Here is a 26,009-nt window from a genome sequence, read left to right as displayed (position 1 = left end):
GTGCGTATCGCTGTCTCATGCGTTTTGTTGGTCGCCATGCTCGGGGCATGCAAATCGAAGGAGCGCGGCGCGAAGGAGGAGTTCGCGCGGGCGCACAGCTGCCCCGAGGGGCGGGTCACCGTGAAGGCCCGGCCCGATCTCAACTGGCAAACCGTGGTCGTTGGTGACCTCAAGCCTCCCGCCGAGGTCGCCGCCGATCCCGATCGCCTGGCCAAGTGGCAGGCTGACCGCGCGAACGCCGGCGGCGACCTCGAGGTCTTCGAAGCAGAGGGATGCGAGCACCATGATTATCTGGGGTGCACGCACCCAAAGAGGCCAGGTCGGAATGGGGGCACAACGACCGTGCTCAGCGAGGTGACCTGTATGCGCCGCGGGGTCGGCGAGCCGAGCGCGGCCGACGTGTCGGCCCAGGCAACGGCCAAGGCCAACGAGGCGCTGCAAAAAGCGGAGGAGGCGCGGCAGAAGGCCGCCGAGAAGCAAGCCGAGCGCGCCGAAAAAGAAGCCGAGCGCGCCGCCAAGAAGGCTGCAAAAGGAAAGTAGCGGGCTGGGTGGTGGACGCGGGGAGGGGGCCTTGGCGGGGGCGCGGGCGCGATGCGTAGCGAAAGGCAGATCCTCGCGACGCCGCATACCGAAGGCGTCGCAGCGTGCTGGAGAGTCGTGCACGCCTAAATAAAGAAGATAGGAGGTCGCTGTCCGTCTGCCGCTTGCGCGCGGGCTTGCGCATGCTACGCCCCCGCCGTGCGGAAGCTCTTCGTGGCGGCTGGCGTCGTTTTGTTCGCGTGCTCGGCGCCGGCGGAGAGGGAGCTGGCGCAAGACGTCGGCGCGAACGAGCCGGTCGGTGAGAGCAGCGCCGCGGCGACGGACAGCGCGTGCCCGACGTTCCGCGCCGGCGCGCACGAGGGCTTCGTCGTCTCCGGGCAGGCGCGGAGCTTCCAGGTGCTGCTCCCGCCCGCGTCGTTCGCGGGGCCGCGGCCGATCCTCTTCGCGTACCACGGCACGTCGGAGAGCGGCGCTCGCTTCGTGAGCCGCGCGCGGCTCGCCGAGTTCGCGGCGCGCGGGTTCGTCGTCATCGCGCCGGACGCGAAGGGCAACGGGAGCTTCTGGCCGGTCTGGGACGCGATGCACCTTCCGAGCGCGAGCGCGCCGCGGAACCTCGACGTCGACTTGTTCGATCGCCTCCTCTCGTGCGCGACGTCGAAGCTCTCGATCGATCGCACCCGCGTCTTCGCGACCGGCCACTCCGCGGGCGGCATCTTCACGAACCACCTGCTCCGCGCGCGGTCGTCGGTGCTCGCCGGCGGCATCCCGGCGTCGGGCGTCTTCGACCTCACCGGGCCCGCCGGGCCTCCGCCCTCGCTCGACGGCATGCTCGTCATCGTCACGTGGGGCGGCGACAACGATCGCTACTCCGGCTCCACGCCGAGCGGCGTCCACGTGCCGGAGTTCAGCTTCGTCGAGCAGGCCTCGCTCGCGTCGAAGTACTACTCCGCGCAGTCGGGCGTCGATCACGTGCGCTGCCGCGGCAACGACGTCGGGCACGCGTGGATCCCCGCGAACGACTGGTTCATCGACCTGATGCTCGCGCACCCGAAGGGAACCCCCGCCGGCAGCCTGCAGCTGCCGCCGCTGCCGCCGGGCGCGCGCGCCTCGTGCTCGACGCAGCCGTACGAGCTCGCGCCGCTCCCGCAGATGACGTGTCCGTCGACGCCGCGCTCGGGCTGCACCGAGACGTGCCAGCTCGTCGCCGACTGCGCGGTCGAGAACCGGACCGTGGGCCCGTCGCTCGCGAGCGCGCTCCGCAACATGGGCTTCACGACGTCGAGCTGCGGCGGGTGCGTCCAGCGATGCCAGGCCGGCGCGACGAGCGCGGCCGATCAGCGCGTGCTCGCGTGCATCTCCGACTGGGCGCAAGGCGAGACCTGCGAGGCGGGCGGCATCGAGGGCGCGTTCCCGTTCTTCCTCATCGTGAACCAGTGCTGCTCGAACGCGGCGGGCTCGGCGATGTGCCGTCAGGTCTGCAGCGCGCTCGACAGTAACCCCGCCGCGAAGGCGTTCTTCCCGGTCTGCCAGAGCTTCTAGCTCTAGCGCGTCCACTCCTCGCAGCGTCGCCAGAGCTCGTCCTGCAGCGCGACGTCGTTCGCGATCGGGTTCGGCGCCTTGAGCTCGCAGTCGGTCCAGTAGTCGCCGTCGTGCGCCGGCACGTCGGGATCGGTCGCGCAGTGGAGCGTCGTCTTCGCGCCGTCCTCGAGCGGCATCATGAAGAGGCGCAGGACGGGGCGCGCGAAGGAGGGGACCGTGCGCCAGATGTCCGTCGCGATCATCGTGCCGGGATGGAGCGACGAGCTCGTCACGCCCTCGCCGGCCTCGCCGCGCGCGAGGCTCTTCGTGAAGAGCACCTGACACAGCTTGCTGACGTTGTACTCGGGGATGCCGGTGAGGCTCCGCGTCGATTCGCGCAGCTGCGCCCACGGGATCGCGTGCGCGCCGTAGTGGGAGCCGCTCGACACGTTGACGACGCGCGCGGGCCTGGACTCGCGGAGGCGCGGCAAGAGGAGGCGCGTGAACAGGAACGGACCGAGGTGGTTCGTGCCGAAGGTGAGCTCGAAGCCGTCCTTCGTCTGCCCGCGCTTTCCGGCGAGGCCGGCGTTGTTGACGAGGACGTGGATCGGCTCGTCCTTCGCGAGGAGCCGCTCCGCCGAGCGGCGCGTCGCGGCGAGGTCGGCGAGATCGAGCGCGTGGAACGCGGCGTCGCCGCCGGCGGCGACGATCGCGTCGACGACGGGGCGCGCCTTGTCCTCCGAGCGGCAGGCGAGGATGACCTTGCCGCCGCGCTTCGCGAGCGCCTCCGCGGTCACGCGTCCGATGCCGGTGTTCGCGCCGGTGACGACGAAGGTCCGTCCGTCGAGATCGCCCATGCGCCGACATCTACAGTAGAGTCCTCGCCGTGGCGATCCTCACGCCTCTGCGTCTGACGCTCGCGCTCTTCGCGCTCGCCGCGGCGCTCGTCGCGTGGCGCTATTCGCCGCCCGCGTCGGCGGCGGCCGACGCGCCGGCGGATCGGTTCTCCGCCGCGCGCGCGCGCGAGGTGCAGAGCGCGCTCGCCGGCGACGGCGCGACGCGGTGGGCGGGGACGGAGGGCAACCGGCGCGGGCGCGAGGCGATGGCGGCCGCGCTCGAGAAGAGCGGCTGGAAGGTGGCGACGCAGCGCGAGCGATCGTGCACGCGCTACGGCGTCTGCGTGCCGGTCGTGAACGTCGTCGCGGAGCTCGAGGGCAAGGAGCCCGCGCTGCCGGGCGTGCTCGTGAGCGCGCATCACGACTCCGTCCTCGCGGGGCCCGGCGCGAGCGACGACGGGGTCGGGACCGCGGCGGTGGTCGAGGCCGCGCGCGCGATCGCGGCGGGGCCGCGGCCGCGGCGGAACGTAGTCGTGCTCCTCTCCGACGGCGAGGAGCTCGGCCTCGCGGGGGCGGAGGCGTTCGTGCGCGCGCATCCGCTCGCGGAGAAGGTCCGCGCCACCGTGAACGTCGACGCGCGCGGGAGCGGGGGCCCTTCGCAGATGTTCGAGACGAGCCGCGGCAACGCCGCGATCGTGTCGCTGATGGCGGAGCACCTCGAGCGGCCGGTGACGACCTCGCTCTTCTACGAGGTCTACCGCCGGATGCCGAACGACACCGACTTCAGCGTCACGAAGACGATCGCCGCGGGCGTCAACTTCGCGAACACGGCGCGGGTCGAGCACTACCACACGCCGCTCGACGACGTGGCGCACGCGGACCTCGGCACGCTCCAGCACCACGGCGATCACGTCCTCGCGATGACGCGCGCGTTCGCGAACGGCGACGTCGCGGCGCGCGGCGACGACGACGCGGTGTGGTTCGACGTCCTCGCGCTCGCGATCGTGCGCTGGCCCGAGGGCTGGTCGCTCTTGCTCGCCCTCCTCTCCGTCGCGTTCGTCCTCCGCCACACGATCCGCGCGCGTATCTTCGATCGAGGTTTGGCTGTATTTCCGGCTATGCTCGCTTTTGGTGGAAGTGCCGCTACCGCGCTCGACGCGGTGATGAGCGGCCTGAAGGCGTACCCGTCGCCGTGGATCGCGCAGCCGTGGGCGGCGATCGCGGCGATCGAGCTCGGCGCGATCGGGGCGGGGCTCTTCGTCGCGCGGTGGCTCGCGGACAAGGCGTCGCCGCGGACGCTGTGGTCGGGCGTGTGGCTCGGCTGGGCGCTCCTCGGTTGTGTCGTCGCGAAGGTCGCGCCGGGCGGGTCGTACTTGTTCGTCGTGCCCGCGCTCGCGGCTGGCGTCCTTGGCTCCGCGCCGTTCGGGGTCGCGTGCGTCGCGCCGGCGGTGGTCGCGGCGGTGCTCGTGCTCGCGCTCCGCGTCGGGCTCTACGACGCGCTCGGGTTCACCGTCGCGCCGCTGCTCGCGCTCCCGCCGCTCCTCCTCGCGACGACGCTCGCGCCGCTCCTCCCCGCGACGACGAAGCGCGCGGCCCCGGCGCTGGGCGCGCTCGCGGTCGCGGGGGCCCTCGTCGCGGCGCTCCTCCCGAAGTATTCGGCGGAGCATCCGCAGCGCGTGAACGTGGAGCTCCGGCAGGACGAGGGCGGCGCGCGCGTGTTCGTCGACACGGGGTGGGGGGCGGCGCTGTGGGGACCGCCGCCCGCGGCGATGCTCGCCGCCGCGAACGCGACCGGCGCGACGGCGCAGGCGCTGCCGTGGATGCGCGCCGCGCCGTACGCCGACCATCCGCGCGTCGAGGCGGCGCCGCCGGTCTTCGAGGTCGCGTCGGCGGTCGACGACGGCGGGCATCATCGCATCAAGGGCCGCGTGCGCTCCGCGCGCGGCGCGCCGCTCGTGGCGTTCTTCTTCCCGAAGGAGCGACACGTGGAGGTGAAGGTCGACGGCCGCTATGCGTACACGCGCGCCTTCGGCACCGGCAGCCTGCTCGCGGTCGTGCTCGCGGAGGGGGAGAGCGTCGCGGTGGAGCTCGACGTGAGCGGCAGCGGCGCGGTCGCGTTCGAGCTCTTCGATCGCACCGCGGGCCTGCCGGCGGGCTCGAAGGCCGAGGCGGTCGCGCGGGCGCGGCAGCCCGCGCAGACCCCCTCGCAGGACGGCGACGTCACGGTCCTCTCGACGAAGCTCACGCTCTGACGCTACGTTCGTGGGGCGGAGGTCCTTATCATGCTCAAGAAGTCTTTCACGCTCGCCAGCGCCGTGAGCCTCGCGGGAATGGCGGTATGGGTCTCCACCTCGGCGTGCGGTGGCTCGGACGACGGCGGCAACAACAACGCCAGCTCCACGTCCACGTCGTCGTCGGGCGGCGACGACGGCGGGAGCACGACGTCGTCGACGTCTTCTTCCACGAGCTCCACGAGCGGGTCGATCGACGTTCCGGACGGGGGCAAGGACCCCAGCACGGTGCCCGGCGTCGAGATCAAGTTCGGCAAGTGCGCCGCGTTCAACAAGTGTGACGGTCCGATCGCGGGCGACTGGGAGGTCTCCGGCGGCTGCCTCCCGGACGACACGTTCGACGCGTACAAGGACCCGTGCCCCGGCTTCTCCGTGAAGAACGCGATCATCAAGGGAAGCGGCACGGTCAAGGCGGACACGACGAAGGTCGCGCGCGAGTCGAGCATCTTCGTCAGCGCGGAGTTCGACGTCGTGAAGGCGCAGTGCCCGGTCCTCGCCGCGGTCGGCGGCTGCGGCTTCATCGCGACGGCGCTCAAGTCGGGCGCCAACGGCCCGAAGTTCGAGACCGCGGAGTGCAACGAGACGACGGAGCGGTGCCTCTGCATCGGTCAGGCCACGATCGAAGACAAGACCGACGACACGTACACGACCGACGGCACCGGCACCCTCACGACGAAGGGCGGCGGCAAGGACCGCACGTTCGACTACTGCCCCAACGGCGACAACACGAGCATCACGTACAAAGAGACGACCGACAAGAACCCCACCTTCGGGATGTTCATCGAGATCAAGAAGAAGTAGCCAGCGTGAGTCTGATGCGAAGAGTCTCCGGTGGGCGCCGGGCGGACGGCGCAAGGCGCTCGATCTCTTCGTCTCGGGGTTCGCGACGACGCTCTTCCCGAGCGTGCTGCGAGGTCGGTACAGAGCGCGGGAGCGCCAGCTCGAGGCGCTCGAGAGCGAGCTCGCGGCGCGGCTCGGCGGCGAGTCGACGACATGGCGCTGGGGCGGCGGCGCCGCGTGCGCTCGTCTGACGGGCTTCTACCGCGGCGAGTCGACGGTTCTCTACGTCACGGACGACGCGCCGTCGCCGGCAGCGTTGAAGCTCGTCCCGGACCGCGACGGCCCGTTGGCCATCGCGGCATCCCCCGCTCGCGTCGCATTCGCGAGCCCGCGGCCCGACACGGTCCACCCGCTCCTCGTATATGCGGACCTACTCGCAGAAGGAAACGACCGCGCGACCGAAGCCGCGGGTGAGCTCTACCGTCGCTACCTTCACGACCTCATCGACGACGACGACCACGAATGACGCTCGCGATATCGAGCGCACACGCGGACCTGCTCGTCGCGTTGCGGCGCACGGACGAGGCTCCGCGCGTCGTGGTGATCGGCGCGACCGCGCTCGGCCATCACGTCGCGCTGCGACCAACGGCCGACGTCGATCTCGCGATCGCTGCTGACCCGGGCCGGATTTCCGAGCTTCTGCAGAGACAGGGGTGGAAGGCGGACCGGCGTCTCCCTCAACGTTGGTGGTTCGGAGACGCGTTGGTCGACGTCCTTCCAGCGACGCAGGCTGCGATCGACGCTGGTCACGTGATGCTGGGCGACGGTCACAAGCTCAGCACGGTGGGGTTCGACATCGCGCTGGCCCACGCCGCACCGGTGCCGATTCCAGGAACGGACATCAGCGTCGACGTGGCGAGCCTCGCGTCGATCGTGCTGCTCAAGATGGTGGCGTTCCTCGATCGTCCGCATGAGCGGCTGAAAGATGCAGGTCGGCGCTGAAGTCACGGCCCGTCATCGGCCTGCGGTCGACGAGTTCCTGCGCGAGATCGCGCGTCGAGGTTGGGAAGGTGCGATCGGCGCTGGTGGTCTCAGCTGCGACGATCCCGCAGCGGTCGCGAAGCGGCGGCTCGAGGTCTTCGGGCGCGCGCTGGGGTGATCAGCGGCGGCGTGGGGGGCGGCGGTAGACGGAGATGATGGGGACGCCGTCGTGGGTGAGGACGTACGCGGGGGCGGTGGTGCCGTATTCCGTCCAGATGTTGAAGTCGACCTCGTTGATGTGCTGTTCGTGGTGCACGATCGAGATCGTCGCTTCGGCGGGGCTGCCGACGCCGCGGAGCCACTTCGGGACGCGGTCCTCGTCGACCATGCGCGTCCATGACGGCCACGCCGTGTCCATGATGTAGACCGTGTCGCCTGGCTTCGTGTGCTCGCGGAACCATGGGTCGAGGCTCGTCGTCGTGAAGCCCCAGAACTGGCGGTTCAAGCCGAGGTCCGCGCCGCCGGCGGTGCCGCCGAAGAACGGGACGTAGGCCGAGAGGCCGAAGGGGTGCGAGTGGCGCGTCACCGCGAACGGCGCCAGGAGCGTGAGCGCGCCGATGACGGCGAGCGCCCAGCGCTGCTGCTGCTCCGCGAGCTTCGTGCGCTCGCGGAGCAGCCGCTCGATGCGCGTCGCGACCATGTCGAAGCCGCGGCCGGCGAAGATCGCGAGCGAGGGATACGCCGTGATCCAGTGCTTCGTGCCGCCGAACACCGGCGTCGTCGGGAGGAAGAAGACCGCGAGCGGGACCGCGAGGCCGAGGAGGAGGAGCGCGTCGGTCTGGACCGGATCGAAGTCGTCGGGCATCGCCTGCTTGCGGACCCAGCCGATCCAGGTGCGCGCGAGCGCGACGATGCGATCGCCCGCGCCGACGAGGAAGAGGAGCACCGTGACGGTGGGCACCGTCGCGAGGAGCATCACCGGCATGTACGCCTTCGGCGAGGGCGGGCCGAAGTACGTCCGGTGGAGGAACTCGATGTTGTAGTACTCGTGATGGACGTGGAAGTTCACGTACTCCTGGAGGCGGGGGAGCGTGTCGTTCCAGAGCCACGGCCAGAGCAAGAGGAAGAGCGCGGGGCCGATCGTCGCCATCATCAGGAGCGACGCGGGGAGCCCGACGCGGCCCGTCTCTTGTGTCTCCTTCGCCGCGGTGCGCCAGTGGATCAGGATCGCGTGCGGGACGAACACGCCGGGCAGCATCCACGCGTTGTGCTTCGTCTCGAGCGTGAGGCCGTAGACGACGCCGGCGAGGACGGCCGCGCCGAGGCCGGGGTGCTTCTCCGCGCGCCAGTAGGCGAAGATGCACGCGATCCACATCGCCATGATCGGCACGTCGAAGCATGCGAGGTGCGCGTGGTAGAAGACGTTGGGCATCAGCCCGAGCGCGAGCGCGGCGACGACGCCGGCGCGGCGCGAGAAGCGGCGCGCGGCGAAGAGGTACGTGACGTAGAGCGCGAGCCCCATCATCAACATGCCGGGGAAGCGGAACGCCGTGCTCTGATCGGTGAAGAGCTTCCACTTCTCGTAGAAGAAGTAGTGCGAGAGCGCGAAGGCGCTCTTCATGAGCGACGGGTGCTCGTGGTTCGCGGTCCAGATCGAGTCGATGATCGGGCGCTCGAACGCCTTCGACGGCGTCGTGAAGAGGACCTTGAACCAGCGCTCGTAGTCGGTCGCGGCCGAGAAGTAGAAGCCCTCGTCGCGCGAGAAGCCGAGCGACCGCGCGGTCGCGAGGAGCCAGACGACGTAGACGAGCGCGATGCCGCCGCCGATGAGGTGGTCGGCGTTGCGCAGCGCCCACGCCTTCGGATCGAACTTCTCGGGCGCGGGCTCCTTCTTCGGCGCGTCGGGCGGCGTCGCGTCGGGCGGCGTCGCGTCGGGCGGCGTCGCGTCGGGCTTTGCCTCCGCGACGGCGGGCGCCTTCGGGGTCTTGTCGGCCTCGGCGTCGTCGGCCTTCGCCTTCTGCGCGAGCAGCGCCGGCTCGAGCTTCGCGGTGTCCTCGTCCTCTGTGCTCATTTTGCCGCTCGACGCGTGGTCGCCTCGAAGCAGAATTGGCGCTGGGCCGACGGCTGGATCTCGGCGACGAGGTCGCCCTTCTTTCCGTCGATGTCGGGGGTCGGCAGCTCGAAGCCGGTCCAGCCCGCTCCGACCTTGTGGAACACCGTCGCGATCGGGCGGTTGAACGCGGAGAACGCGATCATCAGCTTCTCCGCGGCGGGCGTGCGCTCCACGACCCACTGGATGCCGGAGTGGCCGTGGAGGCTCGGTCCGAACGTGACGTCCTTGAAGCGGAGGCGCAGGACCGCGTCCTTCATCGGCGTCGCGTAGAGGCAGAGGTGCGGGTGGTGATCGAGCGCGTGGAGCACCGCGACGCCGACGTGGCCGCCGCTGCACACGAACTTGTCGGCGGGGACGAGCAGGCCCTGCGGGACGACGGTGCTGCCGCCGCTCGTGTTGCCGCGCGTGAAGGTGCACGGCGTCTCGTTCGCGCCGTCGACGCGGGCGACGCTCATGCGCTCCGGCGTGACGAGGTCGACGACGTCGTCGATGACGGGCGTGTGGCTCGGGTTCTCGAAGAGCGAGACCGTCACCGCGCCCGCCTGCTCCTCCTTCACCTTCTTCCAGCCGGAGAGCTCGCCGTCGTGGAAGCCGCGGATCGACACCTCGTAGACGCGCGCGAAGCGGCGAAGGTCGGAGTAGCCCTCGCGCTTCATCGTCGCGATCGCGTCGCCGAAGCTGCGGCGCCCGAGCGGATCGGTCCAGTACGGCTCGAAGAGGACGAGGTCGTCGGGTCTGAGGTCCGCCTTCACGACGTCGCGCGCGCGCGACCAATCGCTCTCCGGCACCACGTCGGGCCCCGTCTGCTTCACGTGCAGCGCGAGCTCGAGGAGGCCGACGAGCGGCACCGCGCACAAGAGCCAACCGGCGCTTTCCCACCTCACGACGGCGCACTCTATAGCAAGTGACAGCTTTCGCGGGCTGTACTATCACGCCCGTCGATGGCGAGAGCGAGGACGACCAGCGGGGGCGAGGCGGTCATCGGCCGGTCGACGCGCGTGCGCGGCCGCGTTTCGGGCGACGGCGATCTCCGGCTCGAAGGGACGATCGAGGGCGACGTCACGCTCCGCGGTGGGCTCACGATCGCAGGCGAGCTCGACGGCGAGGTGCGCGCCGACGGCGTCGTGCACCTCGAGGCCGGGGCGAAGGTCCGCGGCGACATCCACGGCGAGTCCGTCGCGATCGACGAGGGCGCGGAGTACGTCGGCCGCCTCGACGCCCAGTTCGAGCTGCCGCCCGAGCTGGGCGGAGCCCCTGCACGCCGGCGCTGAGCGCGGGCGATCGAGAACGTAGAGAGAGCGCGAGAGAGGATCCCATGGCGAGCACGGTCATCGGCGCAGGCATCACGATCGAAGGCGAAATCACGAGCGACGACGACGTGGTCGTCCAGGGCACGCTGCGCGGCAAGCTCGTGACGAAGGACGCGGTCAGCGTCGAGCAGGGCGGCGCGGTGGAGGCCGACATCACCGGTGGTCCCGTCGCGATCGCCGGCACGGTGACCGGCAACATCACGTCGAGCGATCGCGTCGATCTCCAGAACGGAGCGAAGGTGATCGGCAACGTGAAGGCGACGCGCATCACGATCGCGGACGGCGCCCAGTTCAAGGGCAACGTCGACATGGACGTGTGACATGGCGGACAGCGCCATCATCAGCTCGTCGTCGTTCGTCCGCGGCAAGATCACGGGAAGCGGCGACATCGAGATCGCGGGTCGCGTCGAGGGCGACGTCGCGGTCACGGGCGACGTCACCGTGAGCGAGAGCGGCCTCGTCGCCGCGAACGTCACCGCCGCGCGCGTCGTCGTGCGCGGCGCGGTGAAGGGCGACATCACCGCGTCGGAGGCGCTCGTCGTCGAGGCCGGCGCGAAGATCGTCGGCGACCTGCGCGCGCCGCGGATCGCGATCCAGCCCGGCGGCCTCGTGCGCGGTCACGTGCAGACGAGCGGCGCCGGCCCCGCGAAGCCGCGCGCCGCGTCCGCCGCCTCCGGGCTCGGAGTGTCGGCGTCGAAGGCCTCGTCTCCGCAGGCGGTCGCGAAGAAGCCCGCCGCGCGCGAGCCGGAGCGCGCCGGCGCGCGTGAGCCGGAGCGCGCCGCCGCGAACAACAAGCCGCCGCGCGGCGCGACGCTCGCAGGTGCACGTCCCGCGCCGCCGCCGGTCGTCCCCGTCCTCAAGAAGGGCACGAAGGCCGTCGCGAAGAAGCGATGAGCGGCGCGCGGGAACGTCTCCTCGAGCTCCTCAAGGAGCGATCGTTCGCGCGGAAGAAGGTCGTCCTCGCGTCGGGCCGCGAGAGCGACTTCTTCATCGACTGCAAGCAGACGGTGCTCGGCGCCGAGGGCCACGCGCTCGCGGGCGCGCTGATGCTCGACGCCGCGCTCGCGGACAGCACCTTCGACGCCATCGCGGGCGTCGAGCTCGGCGGCTGCCCGCTCGCGAGCGCGGCATCCCTCATCAGCTTCCAACGCGGCACCCCGAAGGACGCGATCTACGTCCGCAAGGACGCAAAGGATCATGGAAGCAAGCGCCTGCTCGAGGGAGACACGCGCCTCCCTCCCGGCGCGACGATCGTCATCCTCGAGGACGTGACGACGACCGGCGGCTCCACCCTCAAGGCCGTCGCCAAGCTCCGCGACGCCGGCTACGCCGTAAAGCGCGTGGTCACCCTCGTCGACCGCCTCGAAGGCGGCCGCGAAGCCATCGAAGCCGCCGCCCTCGAGCTCCGCGCAATCTACACCCGCCAAGACTTCATCCCAGACTGAGACCGTCGGCTCGAGTGCGAAGAAGGGCCCGTCGTGTCGAGACCACACGTCCCATCGCGTCGGGTTGAGTGCAGGGCGAAGAGGGTTGAGTGCCGAGTGAAGGACGGCCGCGTCCGAGCAAAGCTGACCCGCGAAGACGTGTCCGCATCGGATTGAGTGCGGGGAAAGGACCGCGTTGGGTTGAGCGCCCGGGCAAAGAAGGGGCGGCCGAAGCGACACGCCCGCGAAGACACATCCCGTCGCGTCGAGTTGAGCGGGCAAAAGAGCGCCGGCCCGAAGGGGCCCCAGAAGCGGCCGCGAAAGCGGGCGCGAAGCGCCCCGAGCGCGAAGCGCGAGGGCCGTGTCTGGGGTGGGGTGTCGGGGCGAAGCCCCGACGTTGAAAGCGGGCCCCAGAAGCGGCCGCGCAAGCGGGCGCGAAGCGCCCCGAGCGCGAAGCGCGAGGGCCGTGTCTGGGGTGGGGGTGTCGGGGGCGAAGCCCCGACGTTGAAAGCGGGCCCCAAAAGCGGCCGCGCAAGCGGGCGCGAAGCGCCCCGAGCGCGAAGCGCGAGGGCCGTGTCTGGGGTGGGGGTGTCGGGGGCGAAGCCCCCGACGTTAAAGCGCCGCGTTGAGAATATCGCTCGCGTCGTTGTTGCCCTTGTCGCCGCCGCCGCCGCGGGGCCGCGGCGCCGGGGCGGCGGGGCGGACGCGGACGGTGCCCTGGTTCGCGGCGGGGCGCGGCGCGGGCGGCGCCGGCTGCGCGAACGGAGCGGGCGGGGGGGGCTGAACGACGAAGCCGGGCGGCGAGATGACGCCGCCGGCCGCGGGTGCGAACGGCTGCGCGGCCTGGGGCGCGGCCTGAACGTCCTGCGGAGCCTGCGGAGCCACCTGCGGCGCGGGCAGGAACACGGGAGCGACCGGCTGCTGCTGCGGCGCGACGGGCGCGACCTGCACCGGCTGCACCGGCTGCGGAGGCGGCGCCGGCGGGGCGGTCTGCGTCGCGGCCGGGATCTGCGCCGGCGGCGGGAAGGTTGCAGTCTGCACGTCGTCGCTCTTGCCGAAGCCGAAGCCCGTCGCGAAGAACGCGAAGAAGATGCCGAACGCGGCGCCGAAGACGAACCACGCGAAGCGGCCGATCTTCGAGCCCTGACGCGCCTCCTCGACCTCCGTCGGCTGCGGGACGTGACCGCCCGGGCGGAAGCTCGTGTGCGGGCGGACGCCCCCCATCGTGTTGCCGACCGGCACCATCGCCGGCGTCACTGGAGGCAGCACCGGGTTCATGATGGGCATGCCCATCTGCCCGAACGACTGGCCGCCGTACGACGGCTGCGCCGGCGGCATCATCATCGCGTTCGGCGTCGCGCCCATCGTCGGAGCAGGCGGGTAGCCCGACGCGCCGTAGCCCTGCATCGAGGCCGCCGGCGCGATCACCGCCTGCGGGCCCATGCTCGGCGTGGCGCCCGAGCGGATCGGCTGGACGCCGACGACGAAGCCGTCAGGAACGCGCGGCGACGGCGGGATGTGCGGATCGCCGAAGCTGTCCGGCGCTTCGTGCTCGCGGTTGCGGTTGCCGGTCCCCTCCGCGCGCGTCTCGTCGTTGCGCGGCGGCTGGTAGCTGGAGCGGCGATCGTCGCGGTAGCTTCGCCCGTTGTCGCGATCGCGATCACGGTCCCGATCCCGATCGCGGTCTCGATCTCGATCTCGATCGCGGTCTCGATCCCGATCCCGATCCCGATCACGGTCTCGATCGCGGTAGCTCGCGTTGCGGTCGTCGCGGTAGCTGTCGCGATCGCGGTACTCGTCGCGCGCGTACTCGTTGCTGCGCGGCGCGCTGCTGCGGTAGCGGCCGTCGTCGCTCGGGCTCTTGCCCATGTAGCTCGGCTCGTGGCGCGGCGACTTCGGGTAGTTCGCCTCGTACGCGGCCGGGTCGTAGCTGTTGGCGCTGTTCGCGATCGATTCGGTCGCGGGCGCGTAAGGATCGCGGCCGCCGCGGCTCGTGCCGCGCTCGTACTTGCCCGAGCTGTCGTCGTGCGGGACCGGACGATCGCTGCGGTACTCGTTGTTGCGGTACGCGTTCTGTTCGTGACGCTCGAGCGCCTCGTCGTACGCGGGGCGCATCGCCGTCATCGGCTCGTGCGCGTGCCCGTAGGCGTCGGAGTCGGAAGGCACGCCGAGGGAAGGGAGCGCGTCGTACGCGTCCTGCGGCGGCGGCTCGTACGACGGCGCGCGGTGCGCGTAGGGATCGGGCGCCTCGATCCGACCCTGCGTCTCGTCTTCGAAGCGCGCGGGCGGACCACCGAAGCGGTTCTCCGCCGGAAGCTCGCGCGCGATCTCGTGGATGCGCGCGCGCGCGGCGGCCATGATGCCCGCCTGCGTCGGCTGCTGCTGCTGGAAGTTCGTCGTCCCCGGCTCCAAGTCGTCGGGGTTGTTGCGGATACCGGACGAAGGCTTGCGCGGCGGTGCGGGCGCCGGCGGCGGAGCCGTCGGTCGAACCGGGCGGATCTGGGGCCGCGAGCCTCCCAGGGTCGCCGGTCGAAACTTCGGGAGCATGCTCCGCTGGTTCGCCATGTCGCAGGTTTGTCTACTCGCAGGAGTAGACGTTGTTCTTCTCGCAACGTCCGTGCCCGGTCCCGGACATGAGCAGCCGGATCGGACCACCCTCATACCTCATGGAAACGTGCAGTGACCAGCAAGCCCGGGATCGACCGAGATCCACCCCTGGGTCCATCGAGACCGTGCTCCATCGCGTCAATTTGTCGAGATTTCCCGCGGTTATCGCACACGGTGCCCGCCGCTCGCGGGCGTGATAGGAATCGAAGTCGTGGACGCGAAGCGCATCGATGTCCTCTCCGATTCGACCGGAGAGACAGCGGAGAAAGTCGTTCGAGCAGCGATGCTCCAGTTCCCGCACTCGGGCGCGCAGATCCGTCTGCACACGCGCGTGCGAACGAAGGAGGCGGCGCGTCCGATCCTCGAGCGCGCAGCGCGTGAAGGCGCGCTCGTCGTGTTCACGGTCGTGAGCCCCGAGCTCCGCGAGTTCATCCACGCGTCGAGCTACGAGCTCCGCGTCGAAGCGCTCGACCTCATCGGCTCGCTCATCGGCAAGCTCACCGTCTACCTCGATCGCCAGCCGATCAATCAGCCGAGCGCAGCGATGCCGCTCAGCGACGAATACTTCCGTCGCATCGAGGCGGTCGAGTTCACGGTGAAGAGCGACGACGGCAAGGAGCCGCGCAACTTCAAGAAGGCCGACCTCGTCCTCGTCGGCGTGAGCCGCACGTCGAAGACGCCGCTCTCCACGCTCCTCGCGCAACGCGGCCTCAAGGTCGCGAACCTCCCGCTCGTGCTCGGCGTCCCCACGCCGCCCGAGCTCGAAGAGGCGAACCAGGAGCGCTGCGTCGGCCTCACGATCGGGCTCGATCCGCTCGTCGAGATCCGCAAGGCGCGCCTCAAGCAGCTCGGCATGAGCGTCGACGCGAACTACGGCCTGAAGGATCAGGTGAAGGCCGAGCTCGAGTACGCGCAGACCATCTTCGCGAAGCACCCCGGCTGGCCCGTCATCGACGTCACCGGCCGCGCGATCGAAGAGACCGCCGTCATCATCCTCGAGTCGCTCAAAGAGCGCGACGAGGCGAAGCAGATCGCGAAGCAGATCGTCTGAGCTCCCCGAAGCGCAACCATTCAGTTGCAGTTGCACACGGACGCGCACGCCGCGCCGCCGCCGCAGTCCTTCACGCACTGGCGGTCGCACGGGTCGGGCGCACCCGAGGTCGAGGACGAGGACGTCGTCGTCTCGACCGGAGGCTCTGCCGGCGCGTTCGGCGTGACCGGAGCCTCGAGGCAGCGGCCCTCCGCGACCTGCGCGCAGACCGCCGCCTCGCTCTGGTTCTCGAGCAGGTTCCCCGCCTGCGCGCACGTGTTGAACACGCCCATCGAGCAGAGCGACGCGCCGCAGGCGCAGAGCAGATCGACCGCGCCGCCGCGGACGCGGAACCCGCAGTGAGGCATCGCATGAACGTCGACGACGAGGCTCGGGCACATCGACGTCGCGACGCAGAGCTGCTGCCCCGTCGTCTGCTCGATGCCGCATCCGCCGCCGACGTAGCCCGCGTCGCTCGTCGCGCCGGCGTCGGCGGTCGCCGCCGACGTGTCCTCCTCCGGCGACGTGATCCCAGGGATGTCGAGGCACGCGACGAGCGCCACCGACAAAGCCACCGCCGACCCGAGAGCGCGCATGCCCGGACGCTGCCGGACGCGCGAACGCAGGGCCAACTTCTCGGCGCTCGCCGCGCGCGTCGAGCTCGCCGGCGCGCGTCGAAGCTGGTTTTCGGGTAGCGTTCTCGGGCGATGACGCTCGCTCCGTACGGTCCTCCGCCTGGTCCTGCCGGCACCGATCCGAAGACGGCCGCGCTCGGCCGCCTCATCGCGACGCTCGCCGAAGACGCGATCTTCGGGCTCGCGTCCGGCGGCGGGGCGGGGGTGCTCGAAGGGCTCGGGAAGCGGCGCGGCGAGGCGTACCAGGCCGTGCTCGGCGGCCATCGCCTCAACACGATGTCGGGAGAGCTCGATCACTGGGTCGTCGAGATGACGCGCGCGATCGTGCCGATCTTCCCCCCCGCGCTCATGCCGATGGGGGACGTCATCCGCGAGCGAGTGACGCTCGAGGCGGGCGCGCGCGGGCTCCGTTCGTTCTTCTCGTCGAAGCCGAGCGAGAAGGACGTGCTCCGCGTGAAGCGCCTCGGCACGCTCGCGACGCGCATCCTCCGCGCCGTCTTCGTCGCCGACGGGCCGATCGACGACGAGGAGAACCGCGCGATCGCGACCGTGGTCGCGGCGCTCGGGCTGCCCGACGAAGACGCGAAGCCCCTCTTCGCGGAGGCGCCGATCCCGGTCGAGCAGCTCGACGTGTACGGCGACGTCGACGCCGCGGTCGCGAAGGGGCTCCTCCGCGGCGCGTGGCTCGCGTCGGCGTGGGACACGATCGACCCGCGCGAGGAGCACGTCATCCGCGTGGTGTCGAACAAGCTGAACTTCGCGGCGATGGAGCTCGAGGTGCTGCGGAACGAGGTCGTGAAGCTGATCGACGTGCGGCGGAACGTCGGGTCCGCGTGCGTCGACGCGATCCGGTTCTTGCTCTCGGACCGCATGCCGGGACACGGCGTGACGCTCGCGGCGAAGACGGGGCAGCTCATGATCCCGAAGCGCTACCGCGACGAGGTCATGGCGCAGGTCGGTCACGGCGCGAAGGTCACGCTCGCGAAGCGGTACACCGCGCTCGGGAACGAGGACAAGGAGACCGTGCTCGGCATCGCGTGGGCGGCGTCGCTCTACGAGGACCCGTCGCTCGGACGGCGGGCGCTCCTCCGCGCGCGGCACGATCGCGTCGCGGCGGACCTCGGCGCCGACGGCGTGAAGGCGCGTCACGCGATCGACGAGTGGGTCGCGGACGTGCTCGCCCCCGCCGCGTTCCCGATGGGAGGAGACTGAGTGGACCTGAAAGAGAAGCGTCTCGGCTTCATCGGCGGCGGCAACATGGCGTCGGCGCTGGTGAAGGGCCTCATCCACTCCGGCTTCGCCGCGCAACGGATCGTCGTCTCCGACGTCGACGCGGATCGTCTCTCCGCCCTCGCGACCAAACACGGCGTCCGCACCACGACCGACAACCTCGCGCTCGTGAAGGAGACCGACGTCGTCGTGCTCTCGGTGAAGCCGCAGGTGATCGATCGCGTGCTCGGCGCGATCGGCAAGGACGTGCGCGCCGATCAGCTCGTCGTGTCGGTCGCGGCCGGCGTCCCGATCGGAGCGATGGAGGCGCGCTTCCCCGCCGGCACGCGCGTCATCCGCACGATGCCGAACACGCCCGCGACGGTGGACGCCGGCGCGACCGCGATCGCGGCGGGCAGCGCGGCGACGCCGGACGACGTCGCGATCGCGAAGGCGATGTTCTCCGCCGTCGGCCGCGTCGTCACGCTCGACGAGTCCCTCATCGACGCGGTGACCGGCCTCTCCGGCAGCGGCCCCGCGTACGTGATGCTCATGATCGAGGCGCTCGCCGACGGCGGGGTGAAGGTCGGGCTCCATCGCGACACCGCGCTCCTCCTCGCGGCGCAGACGGTGTACGGCTCGGCGAAGCTGCTCCTCGAGACCGGAGAGCACCCCGGCCGCCTCAAGGACATGGTGACGAGCCCGGGCGGGACCGCGATCGCGGGCCTCCACACCCTCGAGTCCGGCGGCCTCCGGCGCACGCTCATCGACGCGGTCGAAGCGGCGACGAACCGCGCGGCGACGCTCGGCGAGCAGATGGCGCAGAAGCTGAAGCCGACGACCTGATCCGCGCGTCGTACGGGCCAAAACGTCACAGCGTCGTTCGCGCGAAATGCGCGATAGTGCGTACGCCGTGCAGCCTTGGCTCCGACGCATCGCGTGCGCCGTCGTCGTGCTCGTCGCCGCGACGTCCGCGACCGCCGCGCTCGCGGAGGAGAAGCGCCCGGAGCAGGACTACGGGCGGCCGAAGGAGAAGACCGACGTCGGCGACGTGCTCGCGTGGCCCGCGCGCGTCGTCCTCTTTCCGCTGTACCTCGTCAACGAATTCGTCCTCCGGCGGCCGCTCGGCTTGCTCGTCGTCGCGGTCGAGAAGCACCGCGTGGTCGAGACGGTGCGCGACTTCTTCACGTTCGGATCGCGCGATCAGATCACGATCTACCCGTCGGCCCTCTTCGACTTCGGTCTCCTCCCGAGCGTCGGCTTCAACCTCTCGTGGGACTACTTCCTCGCGGAGAAGAACGCCCTCGACGTCCACTTCGGCACGTGGGGCCTCGACTGGATCGCGATCAAAGCGTCGAGCAAATACGAGATCGCGAAGGGCGAGCACCTCGGGCTCTCGACCCAGTTCTGGCGTCGCCGCGACAACCCGTATTTCGGCACCGGCCCGCGCGCGAGCCACGACGACTACACCCGCTACGGATCGCAGACCTTCGAGATCGCGCCGAAGTACACGCGCAACTTCGGGAGCGCGAGCTACTTCGACACCGTCGCGGGCGGACGCGGCCTCGATTTCTTCGTCGGCACTTGCTGCGGGGAGCCCGAGCTGAGCCGGTCGCTCGCGAACGGGCTCCTTCCGTCGCCGGCCGGGTTCGGGCGCGGCTACTACGGCGGCTTCCAGCGTTCGCGCCTCGTCCTCGACTCCCGCAAGCCGCGGCCCGCGGAGGGGAGCGGCGTCCGGATGGATGTCCACGAGGAGACGATGTTCGATCTCTCCGGCAAGAACGCGGGGGAGTCGGCGCGGAGCTGGATCCGCTACGGCGGCTCGCTCGGCGCCGCGCTCGATCTGAACGGCAAGAACCGCGTCGTCGGCCTCACCGTGGACGCGGAGCTCGTCGATCCGATCCAGGGTCAGGTCCCGTTCACGGACCAGGTCACGATCGGCGGCAAGGGCGGCCTCATGCCGGGCTACATCCGGAACCGCCTCGTCGATCGCAGCGCGGTCGTCGCGACGCTGCAGTACAGCTGGCCGGTCTGGGTCTACCTCGACGGCATCATCCAGCTCGCGACCGGCAACGTCTGGGGCGAGCACTTCGCCGGGTTCGAGCCGAAGGCGTCGCGCCTCAGCGGCAGCGTCGGCGTCCGCTCGAACGCGGAGCGCGACACCGCCTTCGAGCTCACCGCCGGCGTCGGCACCGATCCGCTCGACCAGGGCTTCGCCGTCAGCTCCTTCCGTTTCCTCATCGGGTCGAACCATGGTCTCTAGGGACGCGCTCTTGCTCCTCGCCGCGCTCGGCCTCGCCGCGTGCGCGCACTCGGATCCGCGTCGCTACGGCCTGCGCGCGCCGGTCACGCGCGACCAGGACCTCGACGACGTCACCCTCGACTGCAAGGGCAAGGACGCGAAGAACGCGCCGTGCCTCGAGGAGTACGTCTCGAGCTTCGCGTGGGACGCCGCCGACAACACGCTCTTCCGCCCGATCTCGGAGGCGCTGATCCTCAAGCCGAGGGGCCCGGCGCGCAACGTCAACGCGTTCGACGAGGTGCCCGACTCGAGCTGGTTCGTGAACCGCATCGGCGTGCGCGCGATGACGGAGCAAGAGGTCTTCGACGGCTACTGCAAGCCGGGGAAGACGCTGAACGCCGATCTCCCCGACGGCTCGTGGCTCATCGATCACGGCAAGGACAACGGCGCGAACCCGGGCTTCCGCGTCAAGTCCGAGGGCGTGAAGTACATGCTCAAGCTCGACGCGATCGACGACAAGCAGGGCGAGCGCGGGACGGCCGCGACCGCGATCGCGGCGCGCCTCTACTACGCGGCGGGCTGGTGGGCGCCGTGCGACGCGATCGTCTGGTTCCGCCGCGCGCTCCTCGCGCTGAAGCCGGGGCTCGAGATCCAGGCGAACGTCGGCAAGGCGAAGGACTTCGACGAGAAGCTGCTCCAGGAGCTCCTCGACAACACGTCGAAGCGCGGCGACCTCTATCGCGCGGCGGCGTCGCGCTGGCTGCCGGGCAAGTCGCTCGGACCCTTCACCTACGACGGCACGCGCGCGGACGATCCGTCGGACGTGATCCCGCACGAGCACCGGCGCGATCTCCGCGGCGCGCGCGTGATCGCGGCGTGGCTCAATCACTTCGACGCGCGTGAGCAAAACTCGATGGCGACGTGGATGAGCGCGGGCGCGGACGAGAACAAGGGCCACGTGCGCCACTGGTACATCGACCTCGGCGACTCGTTCGGCAGCGAGTGGACGGTGGAGGGCTTCTCGAAGAGCCACGGCCACGCGTACGTCCTCGACTTCCCGTACCTCTTCGAGGACTTCTTCACGCTCGGGATCCCGCGCCGGCCGTGGGACTACAACACGCGGAGCCCGGAGGCGCCGATCTTCGGCTTCTTCAGCGAGAAGGACTTCGACCCCGACGTCTGGCGCAACGAGTACCCGAACGCGGCGTTCTCGAACCTCACCGAAGGCGACGGCGCGTGGGCGACGCGCATCATCGCGCGCTTCTCGCCGGAGCAGATCCGGGCCGCGGTGCGCGCGGGCGACTTCACCGATCCGGCGCACAGCGCCTTCCTCGTCCGCGTGCTCCTCGCGCGGCAGCGCACGCTGGAGCTGCGCTACTTCCAGAAGCTGTCGCCGATCACGGACGTCGTCGTGAGCGGCGACAAGGTCTGCGGCGTCGACCTCGCGCGCCGGAAGGAGACGTGGCCGGAGGCGGCGTTCCGCTACCAGGCGTCGATCGTGCGAGGCGCCGCGGACAAGCCGCTCCCGCACCCCGCCTTCGCGGAGGAGGACGGCCGCGTCTGCGTCGACCTCCCCTCGAAGCAGCCGGACGGCGGCGCGCCCGACGACGACGCGAGCCGCTACGTCGTCCTCCGCATCGCGAACGGCGTCGCGAAGACCCCGCTCGAGCTGCACCTCTACGACCGCGGCCCGAAGAAGGGCCACACCCTCGTCGGCATCGAGCGCCGCGAGCCTTAGTGCTTCGGGATGATCTCCGTGTACGTCACGAAGGCGATCAACGTGAGGAACATGAGGAGGCCGATCGCGTGGACCTTCGCCTCGACCTTCGCGTCGGCCTTGCGGCGCGAGAAGGCCTCGAAGAGGAGGAAGATGAGGCGGCCGCCGTCGAGCGCGGGGATCGGGAGCAGGTTGAAGCCGCCGAGGTAGGCGCTGAGGCTGCCGAGGAGCTTCAGGTAGTCCGCCGCGCCGCTGCGCGCCGCCGTCGCCATCTCCTTGCCGATGCCGACCGGACCCGCGAGCTCGGGCTTCTCCTTGCCGCCGATCATGCGCGCGAGGCCCTTCACCAAGTTGTAGACGACCTTCGGCGGCTCCGTGACGGAGAGGACCGCGGCCTGGCCCGCGCTCACCGGCTGCCACGACGTGTAGGGCGTGACCATGATCTTGCCCTTGTTGTCGCCGTCGGTCTCGAGCGGCGTGGGGTGCACGTGGAGCCGCTCGCCGTTGCGCTCGATCTCGACGTCGATCGGCTGGCCGGGGTGCGAGCCCACGAGCTGCTTCAGCTGATCCCAGTCCTTCACCGCGAGGCCCTCGACCGTCACGATGCGGTCGCCGGCCTGGACGCCGGCCACGGCGGCGGGGCCGTCGGGACGGACGCCGACGCGCATGCTCGTCTCGTCGAACACGGTGCGCCCGCCGAGCCAGAAGCCGAAGAACATGAGGACGGACGCGAACAGGTAGTTCGCGAGCGGGCCGGCCGCGATCGTCGTGATGCGCGCGAAGAGGGAGGCGTTCGCGTAGCTCTCGGGATCCTTCGGATCGATCTCCTCGTACGGGTTGAGCCCCGCGATCTGGACGTAGGCGAGGAAGGGGATGATCGCGACCTGGAACGTGGTCGGGCTGCCCTTCGGGCGGAGCTTCCAGAGCGTGGGGCCGAAGCCGATCGAGAACTTCGTCACGCGCATGCCGAAGCGACGCGCGGCGAGGTAGTGGCCTCCTTCGTGGACCACCATCAGCACGGCGAGCCCGAGGATGGCGATCAAGTAGTAAGGGAGACCGGACATCTCTCTCAGCGTAGCGTGCTTTTGCGAGTCCGTCTCGCCCGCGCCCGACGTGTTAGACGGGGACCATGCCGCGGCCCGCGTCCGCCCTCGTGCTTGGGCTCGTCTTCGCGGCGCGCGTGGCGGCGGCGGAAGAGGCGGCCGAGGAGGCAGACGAGGTGCGCGTCCGCGGCGCGGCCGGGAATTTTGCGTCGCGCGCGACGATCGAGGACTCGCCGCGCACCGTGACCGACGCGGCGAGCCTCGTCGAGCCGCTCCCCGGCGTGCACGTCCGGCGGCTCGGCGCGGACGACTCGTTCGCGACGCTCTCGATCCGCGGATCGACCTCCACCCAAGTCGCGGTGTACCTTGCCGGCGTGCCGCTGTCGGGCGGGGCCGATCCCACGCTCGACCTCGCCACGCTCCCGCTCTGGCCGGGCGCGCGCGCCACCGTGCATCGCACGTTCGCGCCGGCCGCGCTCGGTCGCGGCTCGCTCGGCGGCACGCTCGTGCTCGACGCGCCCTCCGCGCGCGCGCCGGAAGAGACCGAGGTCTGGGCCGCCGCGGGCGCGTTCGGGTCGCGGCGCCTCCGGCTCGGGAACGTCGCGCGCGGGCCGGGCGGCGTTCGCGTCGCGACGGGGCTCAGCGCGTCGCGCTCCGACGACGACTTCTCGTACCTCGACGCGGGCGCGACCGACGCCGCGGGGCGCGACGTGCTCCGCGCGCGCGAGAACGCCGGGCACGCGGCGGCGGCGGGGCTCGCGTCGATCGCGCTGCCGCTCCACTTCGACGGCGGCGACGGGGCCGTCACGCTCACGACGCTCGCGCAGGCGCGACGGCAACGGATCCCCGGGCCCGCGTCGCGCCTCACGCCGGGGCAGGAGCTCGCGTCGACGCGGCTCGTCCAGGCGCTCGAGCTCACGCTGCCGCGCGGCCTCGGCGCGCGCGCGTGGGGACGTCGCGAGGGGCTCGCGCTCCGCGACGATCCTCGCTACGGGCCGCTCTTCGGACCTCGGCGCACCGACGACGCGATCGTCGCCGCGGGCGGGAGCGTCGGGTGGCGAGGAAGGCCGTTCGAAGGGGCGCGCACGGAGGTGCGGATCGACGGGAGCGCCGAGCGCTTCGCGCCGGGCGCGTGGGTCGACGGCGTCGCGCCGCCCGCCGCGCGGCGCACGAACACCGGCGTCGCCCTCGACGCGAGCGCGCTCGTCTTCGATCGGGTCACCGTGAGCGCGAGCGGCCGCGGCGATCTCTGGTTCGACGCGGCGGACGGGACCCTGTCGACGACGGAGCTCCGACCCACCGGGCACGCGGGGATCGAGGTGCCCGTCGGACCGATCAGCCTCGCGTCGCACGCGGGATGGGTCACGCGGCCCGCGAGCTTCGTCGAGCGCTACGGCAACCGCGGCGCGTTCCTCCCGAGCCCGAACCTGCGACCGGAGTCGGCCTTCACCGCCGACGCGGGCGCGACGTTCGCGCGGCGCGTCGGGCGGCTCCGCGTGCGCGCGGAGGCGGCGGGGTTCGCGACGTGGGCGGAGGACCTCATCACGCTGCAGTACGCCGGCGCGCAGCGGCTCGCGCGCGCGGTGAACGTCGGCGAGGCGCGGCTCCTCGGCGTCGAGTCGGAGGTGCGCGCGTCGGCCTACGGCCTCGATATGCGTGTATCTTACACGGGACTCGCGAGCCGCAACGAGTCGCGCTGCAACGCGGGAGGATGCCCGCCGCTCTCGGGGCGTCCGAGCCACGACTTCGTCGCCGACCTCGCCTACGAGCGCGGGCCCGTGCGCGTGCGCTACGGCGTCGACTACGTCAGCGGCATCACCGCCGACGCGAGCGGCGCGATCGAGGTGCCGGCGCGTTTGCTCCACGACGCCTCGGTGCGCGTCGCGGTCCCGGCCGTGCGCGGCCTCACGCTCACGCTCGACGTCCGCAACCTCTTCGACCTCCGCGCGGCGGAGTACGCCGCGTTCTTCGGCGGCACGAACCGCGAGCCGATCGGCGATCTCTACGACTACCCGCTCCCCGGCCGCCGCCTGCTCCTCAGCGTGCGATGGTCTTCAACGCAGGGGGCTCTGCCCCCTGCACCCCGCTCGCAGCCGTAGGACGCGCGCGAAGACGCGCGCATCCTCCGCTGCTCGCCGATGCAGGCCCCAAGGGGGTGGCGAGCATGCGGGCGTCTCACGCTTCAGCGGGTGACCCAGGGTTCTTCCTTCATCTCGAAGGGCGTTCAACCACCGGAGCGGCGATCGCGCCCGTCTCGGGATAGTCTCACATGTGCCCACATTGTAACTTTATGCGTTTCCGCGTGCTTGGCGTGCATGTCCGCGGCGCGGGGCCCGTGCTAGGAGACGGGCCCTCATGACGCAAGGCACCCCGAACGCACCCGCTGGCAATGGCTCTGCACCCGAGGGCGGCGATCCCGCCGTCGCCATCCAGGGCGGCGCCGCGATCCTCGCGCCGATCACCGCGTTCCCGAACGGGGTGCCCGGCAACGCGATGGTGCTGATCCCGCTCGGCCCGAACGGCCAGCCCGTCGACAAGCAGGTCGTCGACGGCCCCGTCGCGATCACGATGGAGCAGGTCTGGAAGCTCCTCGGCTTCAACGGCCCCGCGGTGCAGGTGCAGGACGAGCAGGGCCGCCCGATCGCGATCGGCCTCGAGGACCTCCTCGGCGGCCTCGAGAAGCACTGGAAGGACAGCCAGGACGACCTCGATCGCGGCCGCATCTACGCGCAGGAGCTGATGAAGCACAACCGCCACGACAAGGCGGAGGCGGTGCTCGCGAAGATCGTCGCGCGCGGCGGCGACGGCAACGACTGGCTCGGCCTCGGCGTCGCGCAGCTCTCGCAGGAGAAGCTCGACAAGGCCGAGGGCACGCTCAAGGGCGCGCAGAACCTGATGAAGGACAACCCGTACCCGAGCCTCCACCTCGCCAAGCTCTACAAGTCGAAGAAGGACGCGAAGTCGGAGCGCGACGCGGTCGAGCGCGCGATCCAGATCCAGCCCGGCAACGTCGACGCGTGGGCGTACCTCTTCAACGCGATCAAGGAGAACGAGAACGAGGACGCCGCGATCAAGACGATCGAGGACCTCGCGAACGCGCCCGTCAACGCGAAGACGGCCGCTCCGTACGTCGCGCTCCAGGGCTTCTACGCGAACGACGAGAAGACGCGCGACAAGGCCATCACGTACGCGAAGAAGGCGGTCGACCGCAACCCGACCGACCCGATCCCGCTCATCGTCCTCTCCGCGCTTTACGGACAAAGCGGAAAAATCGACGAGGTCGTCAAGCTCCTCGCGCCGCACGAGGCGCTGATGAAGGACGACGTCCGCCTCGCGCACAACTACTTCGAGGCGCTCTTCCAGTCGAAGGACATGCCGAAGATCACGGCGCTCCTGAACAAGCTCGCGACCTCGTCGAACAAGGAAGTGAAGCAGTTCGCGATCGAGCGCAGCCGCGCCATCGCACAAATGCTCCAGCAGCAACAGGCCGCCCTCCAAGCCGCCGCCGGCCAAGGCAACAGCTAACCCCCGCCCCGCTGCGGCGTGGGTTGGCCGCGCCTTCTCGCAGCAGCGACCCCCGGGCCCCGCCCCGCCGGCCCCGCCGCGGCGTGGGTTGAGCGCGCCGTCACGCAACAGCGAACACCGGGGCCCCAGAAGCGGCCGCGCTGCGGCGTGGGTTGAGCGCACCGTCACGCAGCAGCGGGCCCCGCGCCGCCGGCCCCGCGCCGTCTCG

At 70.9% G+C, this 26,009-nt stretch carries 22 protein-coding genes and 1 pseudogene; 17 read left to right on the top strand and 6 right to left on the bottom strand.

All coding sequences use genetic code 11. From position 1 onward, the window contains the following. The first annotated feature begins 27 nt into the window (after nucleotides 1-27). Both KF837_16925 and KF837_16920 read left to right on the top strand, forming a co-directional pair. The gene (locus KF837_16925; GenBank protein ID MBX3229008.1) at nucleotides 28-540 is read left to right on the top strand and encodes a hypothetical protein; all 513 of its coding nucleotides are present in this window, start codon (nucleotides 28-30) and stop codon (nucleotides 538-540) included. 198 nt (nucleotides 541-738) lie between these two features. Beyond that, on the top strand, nucleotides 739-2,079 hold the full coding sequence (locus KF837_16920) for a prolyl oligopeptidase family serine peptidase (protein ID MBX3229007.1): 1,341 nt from the start codon (nucleotides 739-741) through the stop codon (nucleotides 2,077-2,079). 2 nt (nucleotides 2,080-2,081) lie between these two features. Here the strand turns inward: KF837_16920 and KF837_16915 are convergent, their stop codons facing one another. Beyond that, nucleotides 2,082-2,915: an SDR family oxidoreductase gene (locus KF837_16915; protein MBX3229006.1), complete on the bottom strand. Its 834-nt coding sequence runs from the start codon at nucleotides 2,913-2,915 to the stop codon at nucleotides 2,082-2,084. A gap of 29 nt (nucleotides 2,916-2,944) precedes the next feature. Between KF837_16915 and KF837_16910 the strand changes: the two genes are divergently transcribed. The 4 genes and pseudogenes from KF837_16910 to KF837_16895 all read left to right on the top strand — a co-directional run bounded on the left by KF837_16910 (nucleotide 2,945) and on the right by KF837_16895 (nucleotide 6,967). Then, nucleotides 2,945-5,146: a M20/M25/M40 family metallo-hydrolase gene (locus KF837_16910; GenBank protein MBX3229005.1), complete on the top strand. Its 2,202-nt coding sequence runs from the start codon at nucleotides 2,945-2,947 to the stop codon at nucleotides 5,144-5,146. 30 nt (nucleotides 5,147-5,176) lie between these two features. After that, nucleotides 5,177-5,986, top strand: a complete 810-nt coding sequence (locus tag KF837_16905) for a hypothetical protein (protein MBX3229004.1) — start codon at nucleotides 5,177-5,179, stop codon at nucleotides 5,984-5,986. A gap of 52 nt (nucleotides 5,987-6,038) precedes the next feature. Next, nucleotides 6,039-6,491 (top strand): annotated as a pseudogene (locus tag KF837_16900) (hypothetical protein). Continuing rightward, nucleotides 6,488-6,967, top strand: coding sequence for a nucleotidyl transferase AbiEii/AbiGii toxin family protein (locus tag KF837_16895; protein MBX3229003.1), 480 nt, complete (start codon nucleotides 6,488-6,490; stop codon nucleotides 6,965-6,967). The pseudogene KF837_16900 and the gene KF837_16895 overlap by 4 nt, the downstream one beginning before the upstream one ends. A gap of 157 nt (nucleotides 6,968-7,124) precedes the next feature. On the opposite strand, the gene KF837_16890 is transcribed toward KF837_16895, so the two are convergent. Both KF837_16890 and KF837_16885 read right to left on the bottom strand, forming a co-directional pair. Further along, nucleotides 7,125-9,017 carry a glycosyltransferase family 39 protein gene (locus KF837_16890; GenBank protein MBX3229002.1) on the bottom strand — a complete coding sequence of 631 codons (1,893 nt, stop codon included), beginning with the start codon at nucleotides 9,015-9,017 and terminating at the stop codon, nucleotides 7,125-7,127. Continuing rightward, nucleotides 9,014-9,943: a hypothetical protein gene (locus KF837_16885; GenBank protein MBX3229001.1), complete on the bottom strand. Its 930-nt coding sequence runs from the start codon at nucleotides 9,941-9,943 to the stop codon at nucleotides 9,014-9,016. Before KF837_16885 ends, KF837_16890 begins: the two co-directional genes overlap by 4 nt. 57 nt (nucleotides 9,944-10,000) lie before the next feature. Between KF837_16885 and KF837_16880 the strand changes: the two genes are divergently transcribed. The 4 genes from KF837_16880 to pyrE are packed head-to-tail and all read left to right on the top strand — an operon-like array spanning nucleotide 10,001 to nucleotide 11,814. Then, nucleotides 10,001-10,330: a polymer-forming cytoskeletal protein gene (locus KF837_16880; protein MBX3229000.1), complete on the top strand. Its 330-nt coding sequence runs from the start codon at nucleotides 10,001-10,003 to the stop codon at nucleotides 10,328-10,330. Nucleotides 10,331-10,374: 44 nt separating this feature from the next. Next, nucleotides 10,375-10,689, top strand: coding sequence for a polymer-forming cytoskeletal protein (locus KF837_16875; GenBank protein ID MBX3228999.1), 315 nt, complete (start codon nucleotides 10,375-10,377; stop codon nucleotides 10,687-10,689). 1 nt (nucleotide 10,690) lies between these two features. Next, nucleotides 10,691-11,263 carry a polymer-forming cytoskeletal protein gene (locus KF837_16870; protein ID MBX3228998.1) on the top strand — a complete coding sequence of 191 codons (573 nt, stop codon included), beginning with the start codon at nucleotides 10,691-10,693 and terminating at the stop codon, nucleotides 11,261-11,263. Next, nucleotides 11,260-11,814, top strand: a complete 555-nt coding sequence (gene pyrE / locus KF837_16865) for an orotate phosphoribosyltransferase (protein ID MBX3228997.1) — start codon at nucleotides 11,260-11,262, stop codon at nucleotides 11,812-11,814. Before KF837_16870 ends, pyrE begins: the two co-directional genes overlap by 4 nt. A gap of 591 nt (nucleotides 11,815-12,405) precedes the next feature. On the opposite strand, the gene KF837_16860 is transcribed toward pyrE, so the two are convergent. Further along, a complete protein-coding gene (locus KF837_16860; protein MBX3228996.1) occupies nucleotides 12,406-14,358 on the bottom strand; it encodes a hypothetical protein in 1,953 nt (650 codons plus the stop codon). Between the two features lie 244 nt (nucleotides 14,359-14,602). On the opposite strand from KF837_16860, the gene KF837_16855 reads away from it, so the two are divergent. Further along, complete coding sequence (locus KF837_16855; GenBank protein MBX3228995.1) at nucleotides 14,603-15,451, top strand: kinase/pyrophosphorylase; 849 nt, start codon at nucleotides 14,603-14,605, stop codon at nucleotides 15,449-15,451. Between the two features lie 20 nt (nucleotides 15,452-15,471). Here KF837_16855 and KF837_16850 read toward each other — a convergent pair whose 3' ends face one another. After that, a complete protein-coding gene (locus KF837_16850; GenBank protein MBX3228994.1) occupies nucleotides 15,472-16,005 on the bottom strand; it encodes a hypothetical protein in 534 nt (177 codons plus the stop codon). Between the two features lie 132 nt (nucleotides 16,006-16,137). On the opposite strand from KF837_16850, the gene KF837_16845 reads away from it, so the two are divergent. The 4 genes from KF837_16845 (at nucleotide 16,138) to KF837_16830 (ending at nucleotide 21,254) form a co-directional block, all read left to right on the top strand. Continuing rightward, entirely contained in the window at nucleotides 16,138-17,277 is a 1,140-nt protein-coding gene (locus KF837_16845; GenBank protein MBX3228993.1) for a hypothetical protein, read from the top strand. A gap of 6 nt (nucleotides 17,278-17,283) precedes the next feature. Then, a complete protein-coding gene (proC, locus tag KF837_16840; protein ID MBX3228992.1) occupies nucleotides 17,284-18,120 on the top strand; it encodes a pyrroline-5-carboxylate reductase in 837 nt (278 codons plus the stop codon). A 67-nt stretch (nucleotides 18,121-18,187) separates the two neighbouring features. Further along, entirely contained in the window at nucleotides 18,188-19,537 is a 1,350-nt protein-coding gene (locus KF837_16835; GenBank protein MBX3228991.1) for a hypothetical protein, read from the top strand. Next, nucleotides 19,527-21,254 carry a hypothetical protein gene (locus KF837_16830; GenBank protein MBX3228990.1) on the top strand — a complete coding sequence of 576 codons (1,728 nt, stop codon included), beginning with the start codon at nucleotides 19,527-19,529 and terminating at the stop codon, nucleotides 21,252-21,254. Before KF837_16835 ends, KF837_16830 begins: the two co-directional genes overlap by 11 nt. Here KF837_16830 and KF837_16825 read toward each other — a convergent pair. Further along, nucleotides 21,251-22,297, bottom strand: coding sequence for a site-2 protease family protein (locus KF837_16825; GenBank protein ID MBX3228989.1), 1,047 nt, complete (start codon nucleotides 22,295-22,297; stop codon nucleotides 21,251-21,253). The genes KF837_16830 and KF837_16825 overlap by 4 nt on opposite strands. A gap of 65 nt (nucleotides 22,298-22,362) precedes the next feature. On the opposite strand from KF837_16825, the gene KF837_16820 reads away from it, so the two are divergent. Both KF837_16820 and KF837_16815 read left to right on the top strand, forming a co-directional pair. After that, on the top strand, nucleotides 22,363-24,375 hold the full coding sequence (locus KF837_16820) for a TonB-dependent receptor (GenBank protein ID MBX3228988.1): 2,013 nt from the start codon (nucleotides 22,363-22,365) through the stop codon (nucleotides 24,373-24,375). A gap of 328 nt (nucleotides 24,376-24,703) precedes the next feature. Then, nucleotides 24,704-25,801: a hypothetical protein gene (locus KF837_16815; protein ID MBX3228987.1), complete on the top strand. Its 1,098-nt coding sequence runs from the start codon at nucleotides 24,704-24,706 to the stop codon at nucleotides 25,799-25,801. The last annotated feature ends 208 nt before the right edge of the window (nucleotides 25,802-26,009 follow it).

This window comes from Labilithrix sp. (assembly GCA_019637155.1).
GTDB lineage: Bacteria > Myxococcota_A > Polyangia > Polyangiales > Polyangiaceae > Labilithrix.
The sequence above is the reverse complement of the archived record's forward strand: the minus strand, read 5'-3'. Positions and strand labels throughout refer to the sequence as shown.